Origin of the sequence: Chloroflexus sp. MS-CIW-1, assembly GCF_030444705.1 — a bacterium.
In the GTDB taxonomy this organism is placed as follows: domain Bacteria; phylum Chloroflexota; class Chloroflexia; order Chloroflexales; family Chloroflexaceae; genus Chloroflexus.
In genome coordinates this window covers 430759-456651 of record NZ_JAUBWR010000002.1, presented here as the reverse complement: position 1 = coordinate 456651, position 25893 = coordinate 430759, and the positions used below count along the sequence as shown (strand labels likewise).

Here is a 25893-nt window from a genome sequence, read left to right as displayed (position 1 = left end):
CACGAGCGCTGAAAACGCTCAAAACCCCACGGGCGCAGGGTGCTACACACCACGCCAGTGTGCTAACGAGGGGTGATCCCTCGCCTTGATAAATACAGAAACGGCTATAATCTCCAAACCGATACATCCAGGTAATTCGGTCCTGGTAACATACCGGATATACTAGATAGGGCATTTAAACAATCAATTGAACACATTCTCACTTAGAGTTTCACCGCTTCTCCCCACAACGAGCGTTGAAGGGGAGCTATGAATGCTGAGTATGTTCAAGCCCACGTCGATTGCGGTTGTTAGACATGTTTTACCCACTGCCAAATTTACTCTGCTGGCACGTCTCTATATAGAGAACCGATAAAGAATCGGCTCAAGATAGTTGGTAATAGCAAATTGAAACGTGTGGATTACATTTCCCGTTCGACTCGCATCAGTTCAGAATTCAACGGAGGATCGCAGTGCAGTCGAGGTATCGTTTCGTGATCACCCTCACCATCATCATAGCGGTCATCGGCGTAGGATTGGGGAACTCGGTCACCACCGAAAGATCGATCGTTAGTGAGAGTATCGCTGCCGCCGCACCTGCTGGCGGTGTCACGACACAGCAGACACAGCCGTACCGCGTCTTTCAGTTTGCCGTCGGCGCCCATGCGACCGTGGGGCAGTTCAACATTCCTTCCGACGTGGCCGTGGCGCCCGACGGCACTGTCTACGTGGTGGAATCCTGGTATGGCCGCATCCATCGCTTCAGCGCCACCGGCGAGTTCCTCGGCGGGTGGGGATTACGCGGCAGCGGTGACGGGCAGTTCAACAGTCCCTCTGATGTGGCAGTGGCGCCCGACGGCACGGTTTACGTGGCGGATAGGGGCAACCACCGCATCCAGCGCTTCAGCGCCGATGGTGCCTTCCTCGGTGTGTGGGGATCAGGTGGCAGCGGCAACGGGCAGTTCAACTATCCTTCCGGCGTGGCCGTCGCGCCCGATGGCACGGTCTATGTGGCGGATACCGGCAACTACCGCATCCAGCGTTTCAGCGCCAGCGGAACCTTCCTCGGCGCGTGGGGATCACCCGGCATCGGCGACGGGCAGTTCATCAGCAATCCTTCCGGCGTGGCCGTCGCGCCCGATGGCACGGTCTATGTGGCGGATGCCTACCGCATCCAGCGTTTCAGCGCCAGCGGAGTCTTCCTCGGCGCGTGGGGGTCAGAGGGCAGCGGCGACGGGCAGTTCGCCCTGACTTCCGACGTGGCCGTCGCGCCCGACGGCACGGTTTACGTGGCGGATAGTGTTAATTACTACGGCAACCACCGCATCCAGCGCTTCAGCGCCAGCGGAGTCTTCCTCGGCGCGTGGGGGTCATGGGGCGGCGGCTATGGGCAGTTCAAATATCCTTCCGGCGTGGCCGTCGCGCCCGATGGCACGGTTTACGTGGCGGATAGCGGCAACTACCGCATCCAGCGCTTCAGCGCCGATGGTGCCTTCCTCGGTGTGTGGGGATCAGGTGGCAGCGGCAACGGGCAGTTCGCCGAGCCTTCCGGCGTGGCCGTCGCGCCCGACGGCACGGTCTATGTGGCGGATAGAGACAACCACCGCATCCAGCGCTTCAGCGCCAGCGGAACCTTCCTCGGCGCGTGGGGTTCATGGGGCAGTGGCAACGGGCAGTTCAGCAATCCTTCCGGCGTAGCAGCGGCGCCCGATGGCACCGTCTATGTGGCAGACACCGGCAACCACCGCATCCAGCGTTTCAGCGCCAGCGGAACCTTCCTCGGCGCGTGGGGGGCGCAGGGTAGCAGCGACGGGCAGTTCAGCAGACCTGCCGACGTGGCGGTTGCACCTGACGGTACGGTCTATGTCGCGGATACGGGCAATTACCGCATCCAGCGCTTTAGCGCCACCGGCACGTTCCTTGGCTCGTGGGGGTCATGGGGCACCAACAACGGGCAATTCAACAGACCTTCCGGCGTAGCGGTAGCACCTGACGGCACGGTCTACGTCGCGGATAGCGGCAACTACCGCATCCAGCGCTTCAGCGCCACCGGCGCGTTCCTTGGCACGTGGGGGTCATGGGGCACCAACAACGGGCAATTCAAAAGCCCTTCCGGCGTGGCGGTAGCACCTGACGGCACGGTCTACGTCGCGGATAGCGGCAACTACCGCATCCAGCGCTTCAGCGCCACCGGCGCGTTCCTTGGCACGTGGGGATCGTCTGGCAGCGCCGATGGGCGGTTCAGCAATCCTTCCGACGTGGCCGTCGCGCCCGACGGCACGGTTTACGTGGCGGATAGCGGCAACCACCGCATCCAGCGCTTCAACGCCAGCGGAACCTTCCTCGGCGCGTGGGGGTCGCGGTACAGAGGAGACACCATATGGGGATGGGGAAGTACTTCCAGCGTAGCCACTGCGCCCGACGGCACGGTCTACGTGGCGGCTCAATACGATCTATACAATCACTACAATCACCGCATCCAGCGTTTCAGCGCCAGCGGAGTCTTCCTCGGCGCGTGGGGGTCAGAGGGCAGCGGCGACGGGCAGTTCGCCGGGACTTCCGACGTGGCCGTCGCGCCCGACGGCACGGTTTACGTGGCGGATAGGGGCAACCACCGCATCCAGCGCTTCAGCGCCGATGGTGCCTTCCTCGGTGTGTGGGGATCAGGTGGCAGCGGCAACGGGCAGTTCAACTATCCTTCCGGCGTGGCCGTCGCGCCCGATGGCACGGTCTATGTCGCAGATACGGGCAACCACCGCATCCAGCGCTTCAACGCCAGCGGAACCCTTCTCGGTGCGTGGGGGTCAGAGGGCAGCGGCGACGGGCAGTTCAGCAGACCTGCCGACGTGGCGGTTGCACCTGACGGTACGGTCTATGTCGCGGATACGGGCAATTACCGCATCCAGCGCTTCAGCGCAACCGGAACCTTCCTTGGCGCGTGGGGTTGGGGTTCATGGGGCAGTGGCAACGGGCAGTTCAGCAATCCGTCCGGCGTGGCCGTCGCGCCCGATGGCACGGTCTATGTCGCAGATACGGGCAACCACCGCATCCAGCGCTTCAACGCCAGCGGAACCCTTCTCGGTGCGTGGGGGTCAGAGGGCAGCGGCGACGGGCAGTTCAGCAGACCTGCCGACGTGGCGGTTGCACCTGACGGTACGGTCTATGTCGCGGATACGGGCAATTACCGCATCCAGGTGTTCGGGACAGACTACCCAAATGCCTGGCGCGGCGAGTTCTTCGCCAACGACTGGCTTGCCGGGCCGGTGCTGCATGTTGAAAATGTGCCCGACCTGTTCCTGAACCGGTCGTGGACCGGGCAACCGGCGGCGACCATCCCCGCCGACCATTTCACCAGCCGCTGGATGCGCTATGTGAACTTCCCGACTGCCGGACGCTACCGCTTCACCATCCGCGCCGACGATGGCGTGCGTTTCTGGGTCGATGACCGGCTGGTGGTCGAGTCCTGGCAGCCGCAGTCGCCCACCCGCGAGGTGACCGTTGAGCTGTCGGCGGGCTATCACAAGCTGCTGCTTGAGCACTGGGATCAGCAGGGCGTGGCGAGCCTTGCGCTGGAGTGGACGAGGGTGAACGATGGGACGCCCACCCTAACGGCGACCCCATCCCCGACAGCCACGCCTACGCCGACGGCCACGGCCATCCCAACAGCAACTCCATCCCCGACAGCCACGCCTACGCCGACGGCCACACCCGCGCTACCCCAAACCCCCACCAACCTGCGCCAAACCGGGCGCACCACCACCAGCATCACCCTCACCTGGCAGGACAATGCGGTGAACGAAACCGGCTTCCACCTCTATCGCAACGGCACTCGCATTGCCACTCTGGTCGCGAATATCACCACCTACACCGATACCGGTCTGACCTGCGGTCAGAGCTATCGCTATCGGGTTAGCGCCTACAACACCGTTGGCGAGTCGGCAATGAGCGAAGAGCTAACCGCCACCACTGCCGATTGTTCGCACTTCCTCTTTATGCTCTACCTCAACGGTGATAATGACCTTTATCGCTACGTAGAACGTGCGCTTCAGGCCCTCGAACGAGCAGCAGCGAACCCCAATGTTCTTATCGTGGCCGTGGTCGATGGTCCCCGAAACGGTGACACGCAGCGCCTGGTATTTGGGGCAACAGGGGTACAGCGCGAGCCGCTGGGTGAGCTTAATATGGGCAACCCGCAAACCCTTCAGGCGTTTGTTCAGTGGGCGCGGGAGCGCTACCCGGCCCAATATTCCTACCTGGCCCTGGCCGGACACGGCAATGGCCTGGTCGGCATCGGGCCGGATTGGAACGATAGGGATGATGTTCTTGACGCCGAGGAAATCCGGTTAGCTTTACGCGAAGCAACGAACAATGGGCAGCGCAAGATTGATATTGTTCATTACGATTCCTGCTCGATGGCCCTGTTCGAGCATGCGTATGAGATACGCGACTACGCCCATTATCTGATTGCTTCACAGTACTTGGCCTGGTCGGTCTTTGCCTACCGCGATTACGCAGCGCAGGTGAGCATCCAGGACGCCACGATGCTGTCCGGCCTAGACGAGGTGATTGCCAGTGTGAGTGCCGAGAGTACCCCGCGCACCCTGGCGACGCAGATCGCCGAACGCTATTTCAACCATCCTCAACTCACCGATAAGCCACGCACGATCGCGGTGCTCGATCTGGGACAGGTCGAATCGGTGCGTCAGGCCCTCGATCAGCTTGTCATCCTGCTCAAAAATGAAATAGCCAGCGTGCAAACGCCGCTGAAAAACATCCGTCAGCAGGTGCAAACGTTCGATTCGCGCTCACCCGCCTATGTAAACGACCCACAGGATGAGTATATCGACCTCTACCACTGGGCGAGTCTGGTACGGTCGCTCCCCAACGTGTCTATCAGTACTGCCGCTCAGGAGTTGATGGATAAGGTGCGCACGCAGTTGGTGGTCCTTTCAAGGCGAGCGAGTGGTCAGTATGCTGGTAGTGCGATCAATCTCGACCAGGCCTACGGGGTGAGTCTCTACTACCCATTCTGGTCAGGTGGGAGCGGGTACCGAACGTATATGGCCGACCGGATGTTCCAGTTCACGAGTAATAGTCAATGGGACGATTTTCTCGTTGACTACTTTGGCGTGACAGGATTATTCGGTACTGAGATGGAGCCACCGACCTTATTGCTTATGCTTCAGCCAAACGACGTCGTGTACGTGCCCCTGGTCGTGCGTGGGCTCTAGCCGCAGGGCGCGATCCTCTCTGGTGAGAGCGGACGGGATCTAGGGGGAAGGTGCGTGGACGCACTCCCCCTTCCTCTCTCCATGTGGGAGAAGAAGGGGGCTGGGGGAAGGTGAAGGCACCAAATGTCCCTATCTCTCACTCTTCACTCCTCACTCCTCTCCCCTCACTCCTCACCATTACATCCCCTTGCTCGGCCAGAGCCACAGCAACGCGCTCAGCCGCTTGCACGCCGTTGGCCCACGTCTTCGGTACGCCAACACCGTCACGGTAGCTGCCGGTCAATTGCAAGGTCGGGAGACGCTGTTCAAGCCGTTCCAACGTTGTGATTCGTTCACGGTGACCAAACGTATATTGGGCGATGGCATGACGCCAGCGTGTGACGTGCGTGAGGATGGGTTGACCGTTGATCCCCAGAAGTTGCTGATGATCGCGAATGGCCGCCTCAATCAGCGCTTCTTCGCTCTGATCGACTAGCTCTGGCCGGATTGCACCACCACTCAGAGTTGTTGTGAGCACTCGATCAGGTGGCGCTACGTGCGGGAAGATGCTCGATGTCCAGAGGATACCAAGAAATTGTCGCTGTTCGCTCGATGGAGCTAACACACCAAAACCGCACAACTCACGACTGAGCTGAGACCGCCGAAAACCGAGATGGACGACTGCAACTGGCGCATACGGGATCCCGCGCAGGGCAGCGGCGGCTTGTGCATCAACTGACTCGATCAGGTTGGCCGCAGCGTATGCGGGGGTAGCAATGATCACACTCCGACTGCTGATCGTCTCCAGACCGTTTGCGCCATCAACGGTCACTTCCCACAGCGAGCCACGTTGCTGTAGGCGAACTGCTTGCCGCTCAGTCCAGACATTCCCTGCGCCTAACGCCCGCGCCAGAGCGAGCGGCCATTCCGCCAACCCGCCACGAAAACTAAAGGTACGGCTACGCATCTTCGGTTCGCTCAGGCGAGCTTTATCCTTCGGTTTCCTCAGCATGCCCCGCACGATGCTGCCACCCCGCTGCGCTGCTTCCCATAACGATGGAAAGACGGCTGCAACCGAGAGGTGCTGTGGATTACCGGCGTATACCCCAGCAACGAAGGGGTCGATCAGATGGTTCGTAGCTTCAGGACCAATGCGGCGCGCAAAAAAGGCAGCAACACTCTCATCACCACTGCCTGGTTTGAGGTTAACAAATGGCTCCGCCAGGACACGCGCTTTGCCCTGCCACGAGAGTAATGACGTGCCGATCAGGCCAATCGGTGAGGTTGGTATCTCGATTGGCCGGCCCTTAATCAAAATGAAACGACGTTTACTACAACGCTCCGCCAGAGTAATCCGTTCACGAAGCCCTAAATCAACCAGTTCTTGCCATAACCGTACATCTTTCGTCCCTAGCGTATTTGGCCCGCAATCGAGTGTAAAACCTTCCGGCGTCGTGATGCTATGGATCACCCCACCGACCCGATTGGCGGCCTCGATAACCAGGACACGGTACCCGCGCTTATAAAGGGTATAGGCTGCTGCTAAACCACCGATTCCGCCTCCGATTACCACACTGTCATAGGCCGCTATCATGCGTAATCCTCCTTATACTGTGCTCGAGAAGATCGGTCGTTCTGTTGCTTGCTGGAGATACCGGTCAAGTTCCATCGCCAGGTTTCTAACGAAGAAGCGACCGCGGTCGGTTACTCGTAAGCGGTTCGGCTCAACCACCACCAGATGATCATCGGCATACGCCGCTATTCGTTCAATTTCAGCCGTAAAAACATCACCCAAGCGCCAGCCGTGGGGTGGGAGGCGCAGATCAAATGGAACTTCGAGATTGCACATCAAATGCATGATAGCATGACGCCGCATAAGATCGTCGTCGCTGAGCCGCATTCCGCGTGTAATTGGGAGACGCCCTTCGTCGATGGCACGCTGGTAACGTCCTAGACCGGAGTCGTTTTGTACATACCGTCCGGCAAGATCGCCAATTGCACTCATCCCGAAGCCGATCTGGTGGGGTGCCGGTAAGACGGTATAACCCATAAAATTGCGCTGTAACCGCCGCTCGCGTGCTGCTATCGCCAACTCATCGTTCGCCAGGGCGAAATGATCCATCCCGATCCATTCATACCCGACGGCGGTTAAGGTTTCAATCGCTTGTCGGAACAGTTGAAACTTATCGTAACCGGTTGGCAATTGACGGGCATCCACCCGTTTCTGATTGGGGCGGGCCTGTGGTAGATGGGCATAGCTAAAACAGGCAATCCGATCAGGGTGAAGATCGATCATCGCCTGGAGGGTCATAGCAAAGCTGGCCGGGGTTTGATAGGGTAAGCCGTAGACAAGATCGATGTTAATGCTGCTAAATCCGGCGTCACGCGCCGCTCGCACCATGTTCTCGGTCTGCCAGAGAGGCTGAATGCGCCCAATTGCAATCTGTACTTCCTGAGCAATATCCTGTACCCCGAAGCTAATGCGGTTGAATCCTAGCTCGCGGAAGAGAAAAACCTGTTCACGACTACCGATCCTCGGATCAACTTCGAGTGCGACCTCGGCGTCGGGAGCAATGGTAAAGGCGGCTCTCAACAATCCCATCAAGCGTCGAGTTTGTGCTTCATTCAAAAAGTTGGGTGTGCCGCCGCCCCAGTGCAACTGTACGACTCGTCGACCTGTATTCAGGTGTGCCGTAATCATCGCTAGCTCATGTTCGATCCGATCAAGATACTGATCAACGACCGCGGGCCGCCGTGTCGATGTGGCATTGCACCCACAGTAGGCACAACGTTCAGCACAAAAGGGTAAATGCACGTAGACGCTGATCGGGTCGTTGGTGACCGCAACATCGTGCAGTGCAGCCAGATAATCTTCAGCGGTAAACGTGTTGCTCCAATGGGGAACGGTCGGATAGCTGGTGTAGCGCGGGCCGGGTCGATTGTAGCGATCAATCGTTTCGCGAGTAATCTCGACAGTCATAACAGCCCCTCTTGTCGCAGAAATGATGTAGTTCAGTTTTCAAACTACAGGCCCAGAAAAAATATGATCACCAGGTTTTTCTCAAAAGCACATGATTAGTCTGATTGTAGCATGATAGTCAATCATTTGAACATCTGAAAAAGATATCTCTCAGCGTGGCATGATCGGCTTTTGACCGATAGTAGTGCGCTAGAGGGCCAGTGTGTGACACCAGCTTTCGTTATCGAAGGACAACGATGATAAATATTTTTTCTTTTAATGAGGTAATTGTCAACCGCTCATCATCGAGAGTCGGCTGTTCTCGTGCTATACTGTGATGCCGCATTCAGGCGGAACAATAGCATAATGGTGATGTTCATGAGACGTTCACAACAACGACCGATTCGTTTGAGTGCGCTCCGCTGTATTATCTATGAAGTGGCGCTCAACGGCTGGCGTATCCTGCGTCGCACGGTTAACGATTTTAGTCTCTGGCGATTAATTGAATATCCTTGGGCCACCAGAGCACTCGATGTTCGTCGTGGTGATCTGGTTGTCGATATTGGATCGGGAACTTCCTCCTTTCCACATATGCTGGCGAAAGAGGGAGTTGATGTTGTTGTCCTCGAACTCGATCCGGATCGGGTACGCTGGCAACAGGCCAAACGAGTGGCCACAGCACGCCCAGGTGATGGTCGCTTCTTCCCACTGGTCGCCAGCGCCACAGCGATGCCTTTCCGATCTGATACAGTATCCCGCATTGCGGCTGTCTCGACGCTCGAGCATATTCCCGATGATGAAGCGGTTGGCCGTGAAATTGGCAGAGTATTGGCGCCTGGTGGTATTGCGGTCATCACGATTCCCTACACGAGTAGCGAGCGAACCGGCTTTTTCGAGGGTATTCGCCGTTTTAAGCGGGTAGCTCGTAATGCCTTTGTCCAAGAGGGGAAAGCCGGTTCCTTCTTCCGTTTCTACACTGACGACGACATTCAGCGTGTGTACGTTCAGCCGGCAGGTTTACAGATCAGTCCGCTGCGTGGATTCGGTCGCTCGATCCTCAACTGGCGCTACCACGAAACCAGGCTGACCCGCTTCTGGCGCACCTTTATTCTCAAAGATTTGCTGCTGGCCTGGATCGTTCATCCGCTCGAAGAGCGGTTTGATCGCAGCGATCCCCTCTATGTGATGTTTACGCTGCGCAAACCTGATGTAAGGTCGCGATCGTGATCTGCTGGTTCGGAACAAATTTCCTCAAGCATACGTCTGAGTCATGGTAGGATAGGTCTGGGATGGAATCGACCATGCGAGTCATCTACATATTACCGCGCTACGATAGTGCAGCGATGGGCAATCGGATTCATACTGAGGTCATTCATGCCTGGCGCGAGTTGGGGATCACCGCCGAAGTCCTCAGTCTGGCCCCTGCGCAGTCCCAACCTACTTGCACGGTAGAAGATGGGATCGTTGTTCATCGCTTGCCTTCGCGTGGTCGTTTCACAACGCAGCTTGCCAATCGTGCGTTGGCTGCACTCTTTTTCTACCCCTATCTGACAAGTGCGATTGTTGGGATGCGCCGTTTCTTTGCAACCAATCCAACTTATGATCTTTGTCACGTGGAAACGGCATTTCCACTCGGCTTCGCCGCACTGCTTGCCGGTAGACGGGTACCACCGCTGGCCGTAACCTTACCCGGCGCCGATGTGATGGCCGAACCTGAATATGACTATGGCTATGCGCGCTTTCCGGCAGTACGTGCTGTGTTGCCACTGGTGTTTCGGCGCGCACGAGTGATCCGGGCCGATTCACCACAGATTCGGGAGCTGGCCATCGCTCGTGGTGCACCACCGGCTAAGGTAACGGCCATCCCATATAACATTACCGCCGATAGCTTTCCGCCGCACGATACGCCGCTGAGTGCGTTTCGTGCCCACAGTCGGGAAATTATTGTTGCTCGCCATCGTCTCGATCCATCCCGCCCCATCATTGTCAGTCTCAACCGGCTCCATCCCTTCAAAGGAATTGCCTACCTGGTTGAAGCCATCCCCACCATCCGCACTGCCGGTCTTTCACCACAAGTAGTCATTGTCGGACCGAATCGCTCAACACCACGTTTCGGCGATTACGGTGCATTTCTCCGTCGCCGGGCACTGGAATTAGGGGTTGCAACTGATGTGATTTTTACCGGTGCTATCCCGCACCACGAAGCCCGTACTTATCTGGCCGGTGCAGATGTCGTGGTTGTCCCGTCGGTCGCCGAGTCGTTTAGTCGGGTGGTAATTGAAGCCTGTGCAGTTGGTACGCCGCCGGTCGTTACGCGCACGACCGGTGCGAGTGCCTATGTGGCAGTAGCTCAGGCTGGTCTCGTTGTTGAACCACGTTCAGGACCGGCCATTGGTGAGGCAATTGTGTCTCTCCTGCGAGATCCGGGTGTATGGCAAACCTATAGCGAACGGGCAGCAGCATTGGCGCCGCAGTTCTCATCAGCGTGCATCGCAGACGATCTGGCTAGTCTGTACCAGACTGCCTTGCACGGTCAGCCAATGCCAGCACCGATGCTCGGTCAATAACTGTCGATGTTGTTATACATCTGTTAAGGAGGAATTTCATGCCGCGAAGAACCAGTGTTGTACCCATCATTGCGCTGGCGGCTACGCTACTGGCAATAGGTGTAGCCCTCTTCCTGGCCTTTCGTCCCGGTCAGGCCGAAGAGGGAGGGCCAATCTTGCAGTATCCGCCCGAACCACCAGCCCCCACCATCGGCCCCAACCCGACCGTCCCCGCCAGCCTGGCCACCGGTCCGCAGTTCGTGGCCGATTTCGCTACTGCCGACAGCCTGACTGTCTGGCAGTCCGTCGAGCTTGATTTCGTCTTACCTGAAGACCGTGCCAACTGGGTCATCGACAATGGCCGCTTGCGCCAGGATTTTGCCGGTGAATTGCGCAACAGCTCGCTCGCCCAGGTCACGCTGCTGGCGCCCACCACGTTCACCGATGGTGTCGTGCGGGTGAGTTTCTACGATGAGTTTAACGGGATTGCCGGGGTGGTCGCTCGCTATCAGGGTGAGGTTGGCTACGAGGCGCGCTATTATGTCCTACGCCTGCTGAAGCGCGAGTACGAGGCAACGCCGAAATACGCGCTAGAAAAGGTGGTGGATGGGGTAGTGACGCCGCTGGCAACGGTGGAGGGGCCGGGCTTTGCCCCGCGCCAGTGGCACGTGATCGAGCTGGAGGTGCGCGGGAACACCCTGACCGCCCGTCTCGATGGCAAGCTGCTGATGCAAGCCAACGATGCCCAACCGTTACCGGCAGGGCAAGTTGGGGTCTACACCCGTGCCATTGGTGGCATCCTGTTCGATGATTTCATCGTCAGCCCGTGAATGAACTCCGAGGAGCAGATCCATGAAGATACTCTTCCGCACCGTGTTTGTGCTATCCGCACTTCTGACCTTGCTCATTAGTACGCTGCCATCTGCCATCCCGACGGCAGCTCAAGCTCCGCTACAATTACTGGTTGAGACCGTTTTGCCTAACAGTGCAAACCTCAAGCTGCCCCAAGCGGCAACTTTCAATGATCAAGTGCATTTGATAGGGATTGCGGAATCGAGCGGAGCTTCCGATGGCAAAGCTCGGGTCTGGACAAAGACGGAGACCGGCACGGCATTTCCAAGTCCCTTTACGTTAGGTACCACATCCCGCACATCTCTCAATCCCGAATACATCAACAGTGCCATCGCAACCTCACCCTCCGGCGAGGTCCTAACGCTCTGGATCGATCAGGCAGCAAAGATTATGCGGTTTCGCAAGCGCGATACCGCCGGAAATTGGGGCGCAATCTTCGAGATAACTCGCAACCTTGCTTTTCCGGTGCGACCTGCGCTTACCGTGGTGAATGGCGGTCCCCAGAATGGGCGCATTATCGCTGTCTGGCGCGATGACTTTACCGGTGATGATGCCTCTATCTACTACTCGTATTCTGACAACGGTGGTTCCTCATGGGCGCCCGTGGCGCGTGCTTTTGGGATGAAGGCGTATCGCGCCGTCGTGCAGTTAGCTTCAGGCACCAACGGCGAAGTCGCGCTGACCTTTACGCGCGACGCACCACGTCCGCTGCACGTGATGGTTTCATTGTGGCAGGGCAATGGCTTCAGCGTACCGGTGGATGTCAATCTCGGTGATAATAACCACTACGCTGATAGTAGCGTTGCCATCTATAATGGCAAAATCTATGTCGGTTATCGCCACGCAGATAGCGGTGTATTCTACGCTGAAAAAGACATCAGCAACTTTTTTGACAATCAGGTGTGGCCCCGATCACGCCTGACCGGTGATAAGGGAGATGGTCAGGTTTCGGTAAGTATCGATCCGTATGGCAACTTACACATCTCGTGGATTCGTACTCCAGGGAGCCGGAGCCAGAATCGGCTTAACTATGCGTTCCGGTATGCAAATGGTACGTTCCTCGGCCCCATAGAGTCGGCGACGTCTGGCCCCCTGTTCAATGCCTGGGGCGTTAACAGTTCAGGCAGTGGCTTCTACATGCATGTAGCCCATGAATTGTTTAACGGTGAGACACCGTTTCTCCGTTATGCCCTCTTCAAAGCTCCTGGTTCCCCATTCGGCTCTGATCCCTTGATCGAAGGCGGCGCAGCTCGGGTTGGCGGTGATGGTCGTACCTCGATTAAGGTGACTTTCCCCGGCCTTGGGTCTACGCCGCAAGATGTGAGTGTACGCTGGCGGTGGGGTGCGCCACCTACCGATACCGAAAACGACTCTGGTGGTTGGGTACCATTGGCATCTAATGCCACTGCTACCACCGAATTGACTGTCCCTATTCCTCCAGCTTTCCTGAATGTCAACGATTGTACGCCACGCACGTTGTACACGCAGTTGCGGCGAAATGGGACTGCGCCTGTCGTGGAGACAATGGAGCGCAAGGCAAGCGTAATCATTGACACCAATCTTGTAGCGACTGTTCAGGTTGCCAATCCGCTGTTGTACGATACGGCGAGCTGGTATGCTTCCAACTACTCGGTGCGTGATCTCGACCCCGGTAGTACACCGACAACGCAGGTCTGGCTATCGGTTAGCGATGGTGGTGATTGTTCACAGGTTTCACGGGTCAGAGTGGCTGCCAGCACGGCTGAGTTGGCTGTCACAAGCGATCTTGATGTCGAAGGTACGCTGAATGCTATCGTTCCTTTACCTGGTACTACCTTCTCACCACCATCGCCGGATGGTGATTACCCGGTGGTGGTACGAGTGTACGACCGGCTGGGGAATTCGCAAACCGTTACCAGGACAATCCGCCTTGACCGTATTCCACCGCAGATGACGCTCAGCGGAAGTGAGATTATTACGGCAACCGATTCACCGTTAGGCGATATTCTTCAGGATTTCACCTTTGATCTCTCTACGGCAACAGTGACTGAGACCAACGGTATCTTAGGTGTCTTGATTGCCGTAAGTCCGAACGCAGTCTCTAATCCGGCCACTGCATCTACGCTGCGCTGGATTGCAACGAAGGTTGATTTCAACGGTGGTCAATTTACCGTGCCGTCCTGGAGTATGGCGAATGCACCTGGGGTCACGATGGCTATGACCAGTGCGCCCGAGCAAACTTTCCATATTTACGTGCGCCTCATCGATCGTGCCGGTAATATTGGTGATACAGTTCTGGAGACGACGGCTACCAGTACGCTTACACCGGTGCGTACCTATATCCCATTAACATCACGCTGATGAAGTACATGTGGGGCACAGGGCTGTCTGTGCCCCTTTCAAGCAGAGCACAAAGGCAGGAAGGTGGAGTGTTGGGTAGGTGCCAGGTCTGACATTGGAACAGTAGGTGGTTCCCAAACTGATCTCATACTCATGCGGTGGTATTCTTCCCGGCAACACATGGGTGCGGCAACACTACGCTCCTATGTAGCACCTGCATCATCACGACGGCCCCGCGATAGCGTTGCTCTGTAATCGTAACCTTCTCATGCATACCGGTAGGGGCGGGTTCCCAACCCGCCCTCATTGTATGTCGTTGTCGCCCGCAATAGATTACGACAAATAATGATGACTGCCATCCACCTGACCGGCAAGCCACCGAAGCAAGCGAAATATCTCGTTCGTATTTGACGTGACTATGCAGTTCCCCGCTTAATCCTTGTACGGCCATAAGCTGTAGCATACAGGTTTGATAAGAACTTATTGCAAAAACCAAACGATTACGTTTGAGCCATTGTGACTATCATTGATTCACCCGACAGACTAAATGTGGGCCAGCAGTACGTGCATCCGATATGATGTATCAGGTTTAGTTTGGTATGAAGACTTGAAAGAGATACTTTTGATAGCAGGCGTATCTTTTGACGCACTCCTGCGTTATATAACTATCAGCAGCTTGTTGCTCCTCATCTGGTATTGCTCCTATGTCCTAACATTACAGTACAGCATCAGGAACATCGACTCTCCTCACGTCTCGCTGCTCGCTCCTCAAATAAATTTAGCGCTAAACTTTTACCGTTTTCAGTACTTTTTCGTTATATGCTGTCTCTATCAATATCGTCGGCTACGTTGTACAATGTCGGTATACTTCATCTGCAAGGAGGATTACGATGTGGAACCGCCGACCTATCCTGCTCATTTCATCACTGTTGTTGGTGGTAGTGGTCATCATCGGAGGCTTGTGGCTGGCGCTCCGTCCCGGTCAAGCCGAAGAGGGAGGGCCAATCTTGCAGTATCCGCCCGAACCACCAGCTCCCACCATCGGCCCCAACCCGACCGTCCCCGCCAGCCTGGCCACCGGTCCGCAGTTCGTGGCCGATTTCGCTACTGCCGACAGCCTGACTGTCTGGCAGTCCGTCGAGCTTGATTTCGTCTTACCTGAAGACCGTGCCAACTGGGTCATCGACAATGGCCGCTTGCGCCAGGATTTTGCCGGTGAATTGCGCAACAGCTCGCTCGCCCAGGTCACGCTGCTGGCGCCCACCACGTTCACCGATGGTGTCGTGCGGGTGAGTTTCTACGATGAGTTTAACGGGATTGCCGGGGTGGTCGCTCGCTATCAGGGTGAGGTTGGCTACGAGGCGCGCTATTATGTCCTACGCCTGCTGAAGCGCGAGTACGAGGCAACGCCGAAATACGCGCTAGAAAAGGTGGTGGATGGGGTAGTGACGCCGCTGGCAACGGTGGAGGGGCCGGGCTTTGCCCCGCGCCAGTGGCACGTGATCGAGCTGGAGGTGCGCGGGAACACCCTGACCGCCCGTCTCGATGGCAAGCTGCTGATGCAAGCCAACGATGCCCAACCGTTACCGGCAGGGCAAGTTGGGGTCTACACCCGTGCCATTGGTGGCATCCTGTTCGATGATGTGATCGTCACACCATAGCCGACACTCTCATACGTTGATCTTGATGACATACCCACATATGAGAAAGTCATTGCATTCTCTACAGGAGATCACTCCTATGATGCGTCTACCTTCGCTCATCATCATAATGTGTTGCATCGTTGTTGTACTGGTTGGCGTATCACCGCTTCCTTCACAAGCACAAGAAGGTGCCAGCTTCGTCCTTGAAACCAATCTTCCGGCCAGCAATACCAAGTACCCGCAACTGGCTGTTGATGCGAATGGTGTGTATGTAAGTGCTACCGACGGCATTTCATCAGAGAATAATGGCACGGTCAAACTTTGGATTAAAGGCGAAGAAGATAATGTTTTTCCGGCGCCAATAGCACTTGGTTCAGTTCTTACTGGAAAGGCGCAAGATTGGTACCAGACGGCTGTTACAACTGCACCTACCGGCGAAGTCTATGTGCTGTGGATCGATCAAGTCGCGAAAACGATCCAGTTCCGTCGTCGTGAACCGGGCGGCGCATGGAATCCAGCAACGTTTGAAGTGATGCGTGGTCATATGTTCGCGGTCGAACCGGCTCTAGCGGTGCGTACAAACGGTCAGATCGTCGCTGCGTGGCGTGACGACAAAAATATCAACTTTTCTTATTCCAACGACCGAGGAACGACATGGTCAGCCGTAGGGTCGGTACCGGGAGCACTGGCCTACAAGTCACAAACTGCAATGGCTGCCGGGCCAAATGGCGAGCTGGCAATTACCTTCACCCGTGATACGCCACGTCCATTGCACGTTATGGTTGCGCTCTGGAATGGCACCGGTTTTAATCCGCCGGTTGATGTAAACGGTAGCACATCAGCAGTCTTTGCCGATGCCAGTGTTTCGTTCAGTTCTGATCCGGCGCCAAATACACGCATCGTGGTTGCCTTTCGTGGGGCAGATGATGGAATCTTCTTTGCCGAAAAGCTGGTCAGCAATTTTAGTGGCCCATGGACGGCAACTCAATTAATTAGTGGTAAAGGTGATGGCCGGGTGAACGTTGACTACGACCAACAGGGGAATCTACATCTCGCCTGGATTCGGCAGGGTACCAATCGTAATGTCAACCAACTGTTCTATGCTGTCAGGCCAGTAAATCAAGGTTTCCTCCCCGTTGTCAGTGCTCCAACCGTTGCACCGGTATTCAATGCGTGGGGTGATGCTCGAATCGGAGTGCGGAGCTACATGCACGTCGTTCATGAATTATTCCAGGGCACCGTACCACTTCCCCGTTACGTCTTATTCCGGGCGCCCGGCGCCATCTTTGGTTCGCGTCCACAAATTGAAAATGATGCTCCAGTTATCGGGGGTGATGGTAAAGTTTCGGTGAATGTTACCTTCCCCGATCTCGGTACAACGAATCTCCCTGATCAAGTGCGCTGGCGTTGGGGAGCACCGCCGACCGATACTGAAAATGACTCGGGTGGCTGGCAGCCGTTTAATCCAACTGGCCCGACCAGTATCCTGACAGTGCCTATTCCTGACTCACTGCGAACTGATGCTGGTTGTGTGGAACGAGTGTTGTATACACAATTGCGTCGTACAGCGAACAATCTCATCGATCAAGTGCGTTCAGATGCAGTTGTGATCGATACCGGTGTGTTAGCCGGAGTGACGGTTGGTAATCCCTTCTCACGCCTGCGAACCTCGCCGTTTACTGCGCTTGCACCGGCCGACCTGATCAGCGAGGGTGGGGCGAATGATGGACACCCCGATTATACTCGCATCCAATCCGTCTACGTCGAAATTCGCAACCTCGGCGATTGTAGCGGTTTGCAAAACTTTGCCCTGGCTCCTAACACGACAGTTCTTAATAGTGTAAGTAATATGACGATTAGCGACGGTCGGTTTGCGAATATCCTACCTTACCCCGACATAGTGACCGAAGGCTCGTTACCGGTAGTAATTCGGATCCGCGATGCCCTCAATAACTCGATAGTGATTAACCGTACCCTTATTTACGACAATACACCACCTGTACTCAACGGCGGTAGTTTGCAGGTACTGCCAATTCCCGGTAGTGCAACGATTATCGTTAATCTTGAATTTACAAATATCGCGGTAACCGATAACCTCTACCCCGGGCGCGGTTTCTGGGGGGTTTGGCTAGCCAACAGCCGTACTCCGGTTGCCGATCCGGCAAATGATCCGAATCTCGTTTGGTTCCCGGTTGAAGCTCCCGGCGATAGCAACAGCTTCACTATTACGTGGAGTCTGGCCAGCGGTTTAACGGAAGATCAGCTCACACCAGGACCATACTACGTGTATGCTCGTATACTCGATGGCGCCGGAAATCCGAGTGTGAGCGGTAGTGCTGGTCCTAACAGCAGTCTCAGTGCCGCTCTCTTACCGGCAGCCACCATCACCCTCGATCAGGTGACTTTCCCGAAAGTGTATGTGCCACTGCTCCAACGATAGACTGGCGTTCAGTTGGGGGTTCTGAGAGTCGATACTTCCACCAGCTTGAGCGTGCTTGCAGCATAGCTGCGGCACGCTCAAGGGTTTTGCCGCAACTGAGCGCCTATCTGAAGTATACCGAAGGAAGGGGCAGTTTGCGAACTGCCCCTCAGATAAGGTGGGGCACCGTCGTCGGGGTGCAGCGCCGCTGCTCCCGTACATCTATCGGCCTGGTTTCATTCGTTGTGCTGTGACGACGAGTGTTCGGAGAGGCATTGTCGTCGCGACAGGCATGCCCGGCATCACACGGTAGAGAACGTTGGTTACTGATGTAGTGAGCAAGTTTCCAGCCGCACCCGATGAGTGGTCGTTGAAGCTAACTCCCGCTTTGCCTTCCTGCCCAGATGCTGTTCCACTTACGCCTTCCTCGTCCTGTGTATGATAGGAAGCGGATTAAGGGGAATAAGTGATCACCCTTCGCAATACGCAATACGAAGAACCCTGGTTATCTCTTCTGGCAGTGATAGAACGATCCTTACTCTGATTAGTCACTATACCAGACGACCTTTTCTGTCAGTGGACGGCGGCGACCACGAGGCCATTCATGGTTCACAGGACGGCCAACGTAGAAGAAACCCAGTAAGCGTGTTTCCGGAGCAAATCCTATAGCACCGGCAACATGTGGATGAACCGCACAGCCGCCACTCATCCATTTTCCGGCAAGCCCTAATGCACTGGCTATCAGATGCAGGTTCTGAACAGCACAACCTACAGCAATCAGTTCTTCCCACTCTGGTCGTTTTGGATTTGGCTGCATACCGATAGCGATCCAGACTGGTGCCTGCCATGCCCGTTGGCGCTGTGATTTTTCACCAGAGCTTCCAGGTGGCTGATCTGGATTTAGAAGACGAAATGCCGTACCAAAAGCTTCACTAAGCATATGGCGGGCATCTCCACTGAAAACAGCAAAACGCCATGGTTCAGTTTGACCATGACTTGGGGCCCAGTTGGCGGCTTCAAGCATCAATTTTACTGCTTCCAGATCAATCGGATCGGGGGAAAGCTCCTTAAGGGCAAAACTGCGGCGTGATGCAATAGCGTTGAGCAATTGCTGAGGAAGTTCTGGCGAGCGTATCGGCAATGGCGACTCTATCCAAATCTCAGAAGATACAAGCTGGCGAGCCTTTTGCGCCATAGCAACAAGTACGGGTCGCAGCTGTTCGGTATCGGTTAGTGGCGGCTCAAATGGTAGAAAAATAGTCGTTTCACGACCGTCACCGATGGCCTGAATCTCAATTCCACTGGCATCAAGGCGTGTTATTAATGCCCGTTTAGCCCAAGTTATGCCAGCCAGACCACGGACATAGTCCAGAACCGCATCAGCGTGATCACTGTTCATATGTTTGATGGCTGCTTCCGCAATTTGTGCAATTGGATCGTGAGATTCTGTCATAGATTCTTCAGCTCAGTTTTTCACTGTCCGGTAACGTCAACTCGTTAATGTGCCATTCCGTAGCGTTGCTCACGTCGATGCAAATATTCGGCCAGATAATAGCTTCCAATAACGAAGATAGCTGCAGCGGATTGTAGACCGATTCCTTCCCAGGTCGGATATATGCCAAACCAGAAACCAGTCCAGTAAGGTAAGTTTAGCCAACGTATTGGGTGTATCGGTAGCCAGCCGATAACTTGCAATACGTTGACCGTATGTCCGACCATCTGGAGAAGGACAGCACCAATCAAAATGCCGGTAACAATCAACATTTTCTTGTGCGGCAGCTTCATCTGCATGATAAACACCGCCAGTCCAACGAGAGTGGTAAGCGCCAGTCCGATAGCAACACCTGCCAGAACCGTGGTGATCGAATCGCTTAAAATCAACGCCTGAAGAAAGAGCACCGTTTCAAACCCTTCACGATAGATACTGGCGAAACCAAGAGTGATAAGACCGATCCATTGACCAGTTTGCCCACCGATAATCTGTTTCTTTTGTTGATGGAAAGAAGCCATCCAATCTTTCCAATAGACATCGTGAAAGAACCAATTGGTAATCAACAGTAATACAGCAACAGCAATCAGTGAAACAATAGCTTCCAGAGTTTCACCGAAGCGAGCCATCGCCATTAATGTACCCTGCGCTAAAAGCCACGTTAACGCGGTTGCCAGTATTGCCAGGCAAGCACCGATCCAGATGGGACGACGGAATCGTCGTTGAACTGGCGTTCTGAGACTACCCATCAGTGACGCTAAAATAAGAACTGCTTCGAGACCTTCACGAAATACGATCACAGCAGAGTTTATTGTAACGGCCAGAGGTGCATTGCTACCAGCTAAAGCCTGTTCAGCCTCGGCTAGTGCCTTATCGAGGGCAATGCGTGTAGCGGCGATCTCCGATGGTGCGGCCCGTTGTTCTATCAGGTATGCCAGGCCTTTGTGTTCGTTCTGCCCATACCAGAAATAGCCTTCAATAATTGGCTTGTACTGTGGCGCAAAGGCAATAAGCTTCGCTTCCGGTCCGATTTCCATAATTGCGTATGCCTCTAAACGAGCCGATTCAGCCAACGCATATTCGCCCGCACGCACGGCTTGTTCCATCTGGTCGAGAGCGGTACGAATAACATCAAAGTCCGCGTTACTGTTTTGTCGTTGCCACTCTGGCGGCAATAGCTCACGTAGATCGGCAAGAAGCGCTTCAGTAGTCGATTTGATCGTTACCGGATCAGTAACCTGACTACGATTACCAGCGTTGGCCAACGCAGTACCGAGTTCCGCCAAACGATTAGCCACAGTGGCTGCTAAGGCTGGATTTCTCGTTTCCAGGAGATCACGCAGGTCGGTGAACGCTGCCTGTGCACCAGTAAAGAAGGTGATTGCCTCACGAATCTCAAGATCAATGATTACCTGACCATTTCGGACACCGCGCTCATATTCAATTGGAACGAGCTGCAAGAAACGTAAAAGCTGACCACTCCGCCGTACTTGCTCGGCAGGACTGAGTGGTGCGGCTCGAAAACCACGCAACAATTCCTGCACACTTTCTAAACGTAAGGCAACAGGTCGACCGGTAGAAGCTTCCTGCTGCAACTCCGAAAAGAGCGTTTGAGCTAGGATAAGTGCTGTTTCGCCCCGCTGTTCGGCATAGGCAGGCGCCAGAATTGTAAAATAGCCAGCAGCGAGAGCCGCCGCTTCAGCACGTCGGTTGGCAAAGCCTTGCTGATCAGCAATTGCCAGGCTTTGCAGAGATTCTTGCAAACGTGCCTGATACGTATCTAGCAGATCGGTCTGTACTGCTGCCAGGGCCTCTGCCGGCGACAGAATGCCGTCTACTGCCGCATATACCGCTTTGGTAGCGTCGGCATTGGGTCGAACAAAGCGATTAGCATGGCGAAACTCACGCACGCTCAGCCACCGGCGAGCTGTCGACGTATCACCATGTTGCAATGCCCCTGTGACCACACTATACCCGCCATAGAGCAAACCCGTCCAGATTTGCGCTCGTGCAGCCGCGAAGCCGGACATATCAGACGTTTCCAGTGCAGTCGCGGCTGAGCGAAAACCGTGTTGAATGATATTGTCGGCAGTGACAGAATAGTGAACTATATCCGACCTGATAGCAGTGTATTGACGATACAGCTCATTCAAGTGAGCCTGAGCTGTGGTTGGATTGTTTGCTTCATTTAATTGAATCTGGATCAGTGAAGCTCGAATATGTTCGGCAATCTGGCCGGGTGATGGAGTCTGAGCGAATGTACCTGGCGTTATCAAAGATACGATAACGCCGATCAAGAAAAGCCAGATGAAGTTCGTGCGTGCTATACGGTAAATTGGCCGATATTCCATACAACAACCTTCATGGTAACACAGGACAACCGGTGTCAGCTTCACTAAGCGCTCATTATTCAGCGAGGTTTATCCCGAGTACTCCGGCCATCTGACTAATCTGACCGGTTATCGCTGTTGCAAGGTTTTGCGCTTCAGCACCCAATGTATCAGCTTCTTCAGGAGTAAAGCGGCGACCACTACGCTCTTGGGCGTATATATCAGCAACAAACGCTTTCAAATTGCGCAGGCCATTGGCAATCTGTGCGGCCTGATCGGGATCAACCGTTTCTATCCGCGATCGAATCTGGGCATAAACCACCTCAAGACCGCTCAGAATATCTTGAATATCGGCCAATCGCGAAATGACATTGAAATCGCGTTGGGTAGATGCTTCACCTAATACGAACCGCGAATCGCGCCACGAGGCGAAATATTCGCTCATCGTTGGTACCATCACGACCAGAGCAGTAAAGGCGTCAGACTCGGTTGGCGTCCAGGCCCGCGCACTGGTATCAAGCTCTCTGGCCATCTTGACTAATAGATCAGCTCCAGCCTTCAAGACATTGGCATCTGGTAGTGTTTCCCCGAATTCGATGGTGCCGTCCTCATTCCAATCAGCCTTTACCTGACTAGCAAAGGCTGTTTCAGTTCCCCAGAGTGTGCTTTCAGTGACGCCAAACAAATTGCCTGGTTTGGGGAGTATGCGACCGTCTGGCAGAACTAAATCAAATGAGACTGCATTTTCTGGATCTTCATCACCCGCAGCTCCTGCATCGAGATCGACATCAAACTGGGCAAGTGAGGGGGTTCCAGCTACAATTCCTTCCATCTTCTCATAGATCGGGCTGGCAATCATCCAGGCTTCCCGAGCTGCATTAATTGCAGCAATAGTATCGTTTCGCCGATCCTGCCAGAGCCTGGCATAGTCAAAATTAACCGATTGGGCAAGCTCATAGTAGCGATCACTGGCAGTCTGTAATTGGGTTGCGGCTGTAACAAGTGCATCAGTTTGGGTGAGGAGATACTCTTTGATGCCCTGAAGATTCAGATTCGTTGCTACAGGAGACGGGGTAGGGGTGACTACAACACTTGTTGCGCTACATCCGTAGAGAAGTAAGAGCATCCAGATTAAGAGCATGTTGAGATACCGCTGTGCCGTCATTGTTCCTTCCTGGGCTTGAGGTTGTTGTGAGTACTCTATAAAGTTCTTTATTAGTATAGACTAATATTTAATGTTTGTCAACTTAAAACAATAAAAACTGTTTTATCTCGCCGCCACGCGCTAAGCCTGCCACTCGCGATAGCTTTACCGATTCGTCGTACAATACCACCGTGCAGAGCAAGGGGAAGGAGCAGCACTGCACGAAATATTGGTGTGGAGGGATGCTTACCTACCAGCGATACCCGCCAGCGTGAAGGCATCCTGCATGGTCGAACCAGTACGTACATGCTTTGTACAACCAGGAGTAGCGTGACGTATGCGCGCTTTTTTTGCTAACCGCGACCTGGGACCATTCGTCATCGTCCTGGTCTTTCTTGCCCTCTTACCGCTGAGTCTGCCGCGGATCGCGCTGAGCGATGAAGTACAGTATTACGCCTATCTGCGCTCGTTCTATTTCGACCGTGATCTCGATTTCAGGAATGAGTATCAACACTTCGCCGACATCGGTTTGCAGAATGATGATCAGGCGGTATTTAATGCCCTTTTACGTCAAGACGATGCTAACCCCAATCCGAAGACCGGCAAGCTGCGCAATGTCGCTCCAATTGGCTCGGCACTGCTGTGGACTCCTGGTTTCGTATTAGCCGATCTCTGGGTGCAGGTAGTAAATGCTACCGGTGCTAACATTCCACGCGATGGTTATAGCCGACCCTATATCGTTGCAGTGTGTATGATGTCGGCGTTGTATAGCCTGCTCGGCTTGTTGCTGACCTACCGCCTGACCCGTTTCTACACCGATCAGGTACCGGCGCTGATAGCAACCCTAACGATCTTCCTTGCCACACCACTGGTCTTCTATACCTACCTGGCAATGGCCTGGTCGCACGCTGGTGGCTTCTTCCTCTTCGCTCTCTTTCTTACGATTTGGATGTACGGGCGTGAGGGTGCGGTCGGACGTGGTGATGGCCGCCGACACTGGAGTATCTGGTTCACGTTGGGTTTGGTCGCCGGGTTGATGGTGATGACCCGTGAGCAGTTAGGCTTGTTGCTGATCATTCCTGCCTTAGAGGCACTGGCGGCCTATATCGGGGCTCTGCGGCGCAGGCAGTGGTCGGTACTACGCGGGCTGTTTACCGGTCACTTGATCTTTCTCGTAGTGTTTGTCTTGTCGCTGACCCCACAACTGGCAACGTACTGGGTGCTCAACGGGCGGCCTGGTCCATCGACAACGGTTGGGAGTAAGCTAGCGTTTGTGTCAATCGGATGGTTGCCGGTTCTGGTCAGTCCACACTTTTGGGATACGCTGATTCATCCGGCTCACGGCGCATTGCTCTGGAGTCCGATTCTGATTTTAGCCCTGATCGGTTTGATCTGGCTCTTTCGGCGTGATGGGCCGTTGGCACTGCTCCTGTTCGTTGGTTTTTTGGGGCAGGTCTATATCAATGGTGCCTTCGGAACTACCTGGCATCTAAGCGGATCGTTTGGCTTTCGGCGTCTGATCGAGTGTACACCGATCTTCGTGCTGGGGTTGGCCAGCGTGCTGTCTTGGTTGCAGATGCGGGTCGGCTGGAAGCCGTTATTGGCCGGTGCGGTTTTGTTTGTCTTCTGGAATGTGGGACTGATCGCCCAATGGACGTTTATCAGACCAGATTTGCGAAAGGGGTTGATTTGGGATGGGATGCTCTATTATCAACTTCAGGTACCGCTTCAGGTGCTGAATCGCTTGTACGACATCCTGTTCGACCGTTGCCGATTAACCACGAATTGCTAACCAGGTGGGGTGACTACTGGGTCACCTCACCTGGTCAGGGCGATCTACAAGGCATGCTGCTGTTCACGGGTAGTTGCCAGGTGACCCAGATGGCAGGCCTCACTCAGGCTAACCAGATAGGGTAAATCATCGCCGTACTCGATGACGCTGATACTGGCATTCGTTACCCAGATGCGATTAATGCGATCCATATTCATGCCAAGCGCATCGGCAACCAGAATCTTGACAATCACATCATGAGTGCTTATCAAAACGGTCTGATTGGTGTGCACTTGACAAATCCGTTCACGAAAATCGAGTACCCGCTTGAGCACGTTAGAAAAACTTTCCCCACCTGGCATTTGCGACCGCGTTGGATGCTGGCGCCATTCGCGCAGCCCGTCGGCATAGCGTTCCATGATTTCGTGCAGGTATTTTCCTTCCCATTCGCCGTGATTAATTTCGAGTAAGGCGTCATCGTAAATGATTTCGAGGCCGGGATGATGGGCAACGATGGCTTGCGCAGTATGGGCAGCGCGTTGGAGTCGGCTGCTGTATACCACGTCAATTTTTTCGTGTTTCAACCGCTCACCTAGGGCTGCTGCCTGTTTACGGCCCAATTCAGAAAGCGGAGCATCTTGCTGGCCCTGGTAGCGGTTGATTCGGTTCCATTCACTCTCTCCATGGCGGACAATGATTAGTCGCATAGATGTCGTTCCCTCAACACGGAATGAAGCTGGTCATCAGCGCCATTATAGCCGAGATGGTATCATTTGTGATGAAGAGATTTAGCAAGGAAGAGTATAATGGCTGCGCCAATTGATCGAAGTACTCGTCGCTTGATTGCGGCGTTTCGTTATGCCTTTCGCGGGATCGGTCATCTGGTTCACACACAGCGCAACTTTCAGATTCATCTCTTGATCGGTGCGATTGCGGTCAGTCTGGGCGTCGTGTTACGCATAGATCGTTGGGAGTGGCTCGTTCTGACGTTGACGATTGGGTTGGTATTGGCGGCAGAGGGCTTCAACACGGCTGTCGAAGCCGTCGTTGATCTCGTGACCCGCGAGCATCATCCTCTCGCCCGTATCGCAAAAGATGTGGCAGCCGGTACAGTTTTGCTCTGTGCAATCACGGCAGTGGTCGTTGGCGTGCTGCTCTTTGGGCCACGTTTGTGGAAGCTTCTAACGCTGCTAATGACATAGTTCGTTTTTCACGTGGAAACTCAGAAACTG

Annotated in this window: 15 protein-coding genes; 9 read left to right on the top strand and 6 right to left on the bottom strand. The window is 54.8% G+C overall.

Translation table 11 applies throughout. The features are described 5' to 3' along the window. The first annotated feature begins 473 nt into the window (after positions 1 to 473). The gene (locus QTO31_RS14795) at positions 474 to 5210 is read left to right on the top strand and encodes a clostripain-related cysteine peptidase (protein WP_301429851.1); all 4737 of its coding nucleotides are present in this window, start codon (positions 474 to 476) and stop codon (positions 5208 to 5210) included. Between the two features lie 136 nt (positions 5211 to 5346). On the opposite strand, the gene hemG is transcribed toward QTO31_RS14795, so the two are convergent. Continuing rightward, positions 5347 to 6783: a protoporphyrinogen oxidase gene (gene hemG / locus QTO31_RS14790; protein WP_301429850.1), complete on the bottom strand. Its 1437-nt coding sequence runs from the start codon at positions 6781 to 6783 to the stop codon at positions 5347 to 5349. Between the two features lie 12 nt (positions 6784 to 6795). Then, positions 6796 to 8169 carry an oxygen-independent coproporphyrinogen III oxidase gene (gene hemN / locus QTO31_RS14785; RefSeq protein WP_301429848.1) on the bottom strand — a complete coding sequence of 458 codons (1374 nt, stop codon included), beginning with the start codon at positions 8167 to 8169 and terminating at the stop codon, positions 6796 to 6798. Between the two features lie 357 nt (positions 8170 to 8526). On the opposite strand from hemN, the gene QTO31_RS14780 reads away from it, so the two are divergent. The 6 genes from QTO31_RS14780 (at position 8527) to QTO31_RS14755 (ending at position 17948) form a co-directional block, all read left to right on the top strand. Beyond that, positions 8527 to 9375, top strand: coding sequence for a class I SAM-dependent methyltransferase (locus tag QTO31_RS14780; RefSeq protein ID WP_301429847.1), 849 nt, complete (start codon positions 8527 to 8529; stop codon positions 9373 to 9375). Between the two features lie 74 nt (positions 9376 to 9449). Beyond that, on the top strand, positions 9450 to 10715 hold the full coding sequence (locus QTO31_RS14775; RefSeq protein WP_301429846.1) for a glycosyltransferase family 4 protein: 1266 nt from the start codon (positions 9450 to 9452) through the stop codon (positions 10713 to 10715). A 38-nt stretch (positions 10716 to 10753) separates the two neighbouring features. Further along, positions 10754 to 11524 (top strand): hypothetical protein, encoded by a 771-nt coding sequence (locus tag QTO31_RS14770; RefSeq protein ID WP_301429845.1) that lies wholly within the window; start codon positions 10754 to 10756, stop codon positions 11522 to 11524. 22 nt (positions 11525 to 11546) lie between these two features. Further along, positions 11547 to 13886: a sialidase family protein gene (locus QTO31_RS14765; RefSeq protein WP_301429843.1), complete on the top strand. Its 2340-nt coding sequence runs from the start codon at positions 11547 to 11549 to the stop codon at positions 13884 to 13886. 869 nt (positions 13887 to 14755) lie between these two features. Then, positions 14756 to 15526 carry a hypothetical protein gene (locus tag QTO31_RS14760; protein WP_301429842.1) on the top strand — a complete coding sequence of 257 codons (771 nt, stop codon included), beginning with the start codon at positions 14756 to 14758 and terminating at the stop codon, positions 15524 to 15526. 79 nt (positions 15527 to 15605) lie between these two features. After that, positions 15606 to 17948, top strand: a complete 2343-nt coding sequence (locus QTO31_RS14755) for a sialidase family protein (protein ID WP_301429840.1) — start codon at positions 15606 to 15608, stop codon at positions 17946 to 17948. A 523-nt stretch (positions 17949 to 18471) separates the two neighbouring features. On the opposite strand, the gene QTO31_RS14750 is transcribed toward QTO31_RS14755, so the two are convergent. Genes QTO31_RS14750 through QTO31_RS14740 form a run of 3 tightly spaced genes read right to left on the bottom strand, consistent with a single transcriptional unit; the run spans position 18472 to position 22911 of the window. Further along, on the bottom strand, positions 18472 to 19380 hold the full coding sequence (locus QTO31_RS14750; protein ID WP_301429838.1) for a nitroreductase family protein: 909 nt from the start codon (positions 19378 to 19380) through the stop codon (positions 18472 to 18474). A 44-nt stretch (positions 19381 to 19424) separates the two neighbouring features. Beyond that, on the bottom strand, positions 19425 to 21767 hold the full coding sequence (locus QTO31_RS14745) for an FTR1 family protein (protein WP_301429837.1): 2343 nt from the start codon (positions 21765 to 21767) through the stop codon (positions 19425 to 19427). A 55-nt stretch (positions 21768 to 21822) separates the two neighbouring features. Continuing rightward, positions 21823 to 22911 carry an EfeM/EfeO family lipoprotein gene (locus tag QTO31_RS14740; protein ID WP_301429836.1) on the bottom strand — a complete coding sequence of 363 codons (1089 nt, stop codon included), beginning with the start codon at positions 22909 to 22911 and terminating at the stop codon, positions 21823 to 21825. A 316-nt stretch (positions 22912 to 23227) separates the two neighbouring features. Here QTO31_RS14740 and QTO31_RS14735 point away from each other — a divergent pair, with 316 nt between their 5' ends. Further along, positions 23228 to 24682 (top strand): glycosyltransferase family 39 protein, encoded by a 1455-nt coding sequence (locus QTO31_RS14735; protein ID WP_301429835.1) that lies wholly within the window; start codon positions 23228 to 23230, stop codon positions 24680 to 24682. A gap of 44 nt (positions 24683 to 24726) precedes the next feature. Here the strand turns inward: QTO31_RS14735 and QTO31_RS14730 are convergent, their stop codons facing one another. Continuing rightward, positions 24727 to 25368: a histidine phosphatase family protein gene (locus tag QTO31_RS14730; protein WP_301429833.1), complete on the bottom strand. Its 642-nt coding sequence runs from the start codon at positions 25366 to 25368 to the stop codon at positions 24727 to 24729. Between the two features lie 99 nt (positions 25369 to 25467). On the opposite strand from QTO31_RS14730, the gene QTO31_RS14725 reads away from it, so the two are divergent. Next, positions 25468 to 25863: a diacylglycerol kinase family protein gene (locus QTO31_RS14725; RefSeq protein ID WP_301429832.1), complete on the top strand. Its 396-nt coding sequence runs from the start codon at positions 25468 to 25470 to the stop codon at positions 25861 to 25863. The last annotated feature ends 30 nt before the right edge of the window (positions 25864 to 25893 follow it).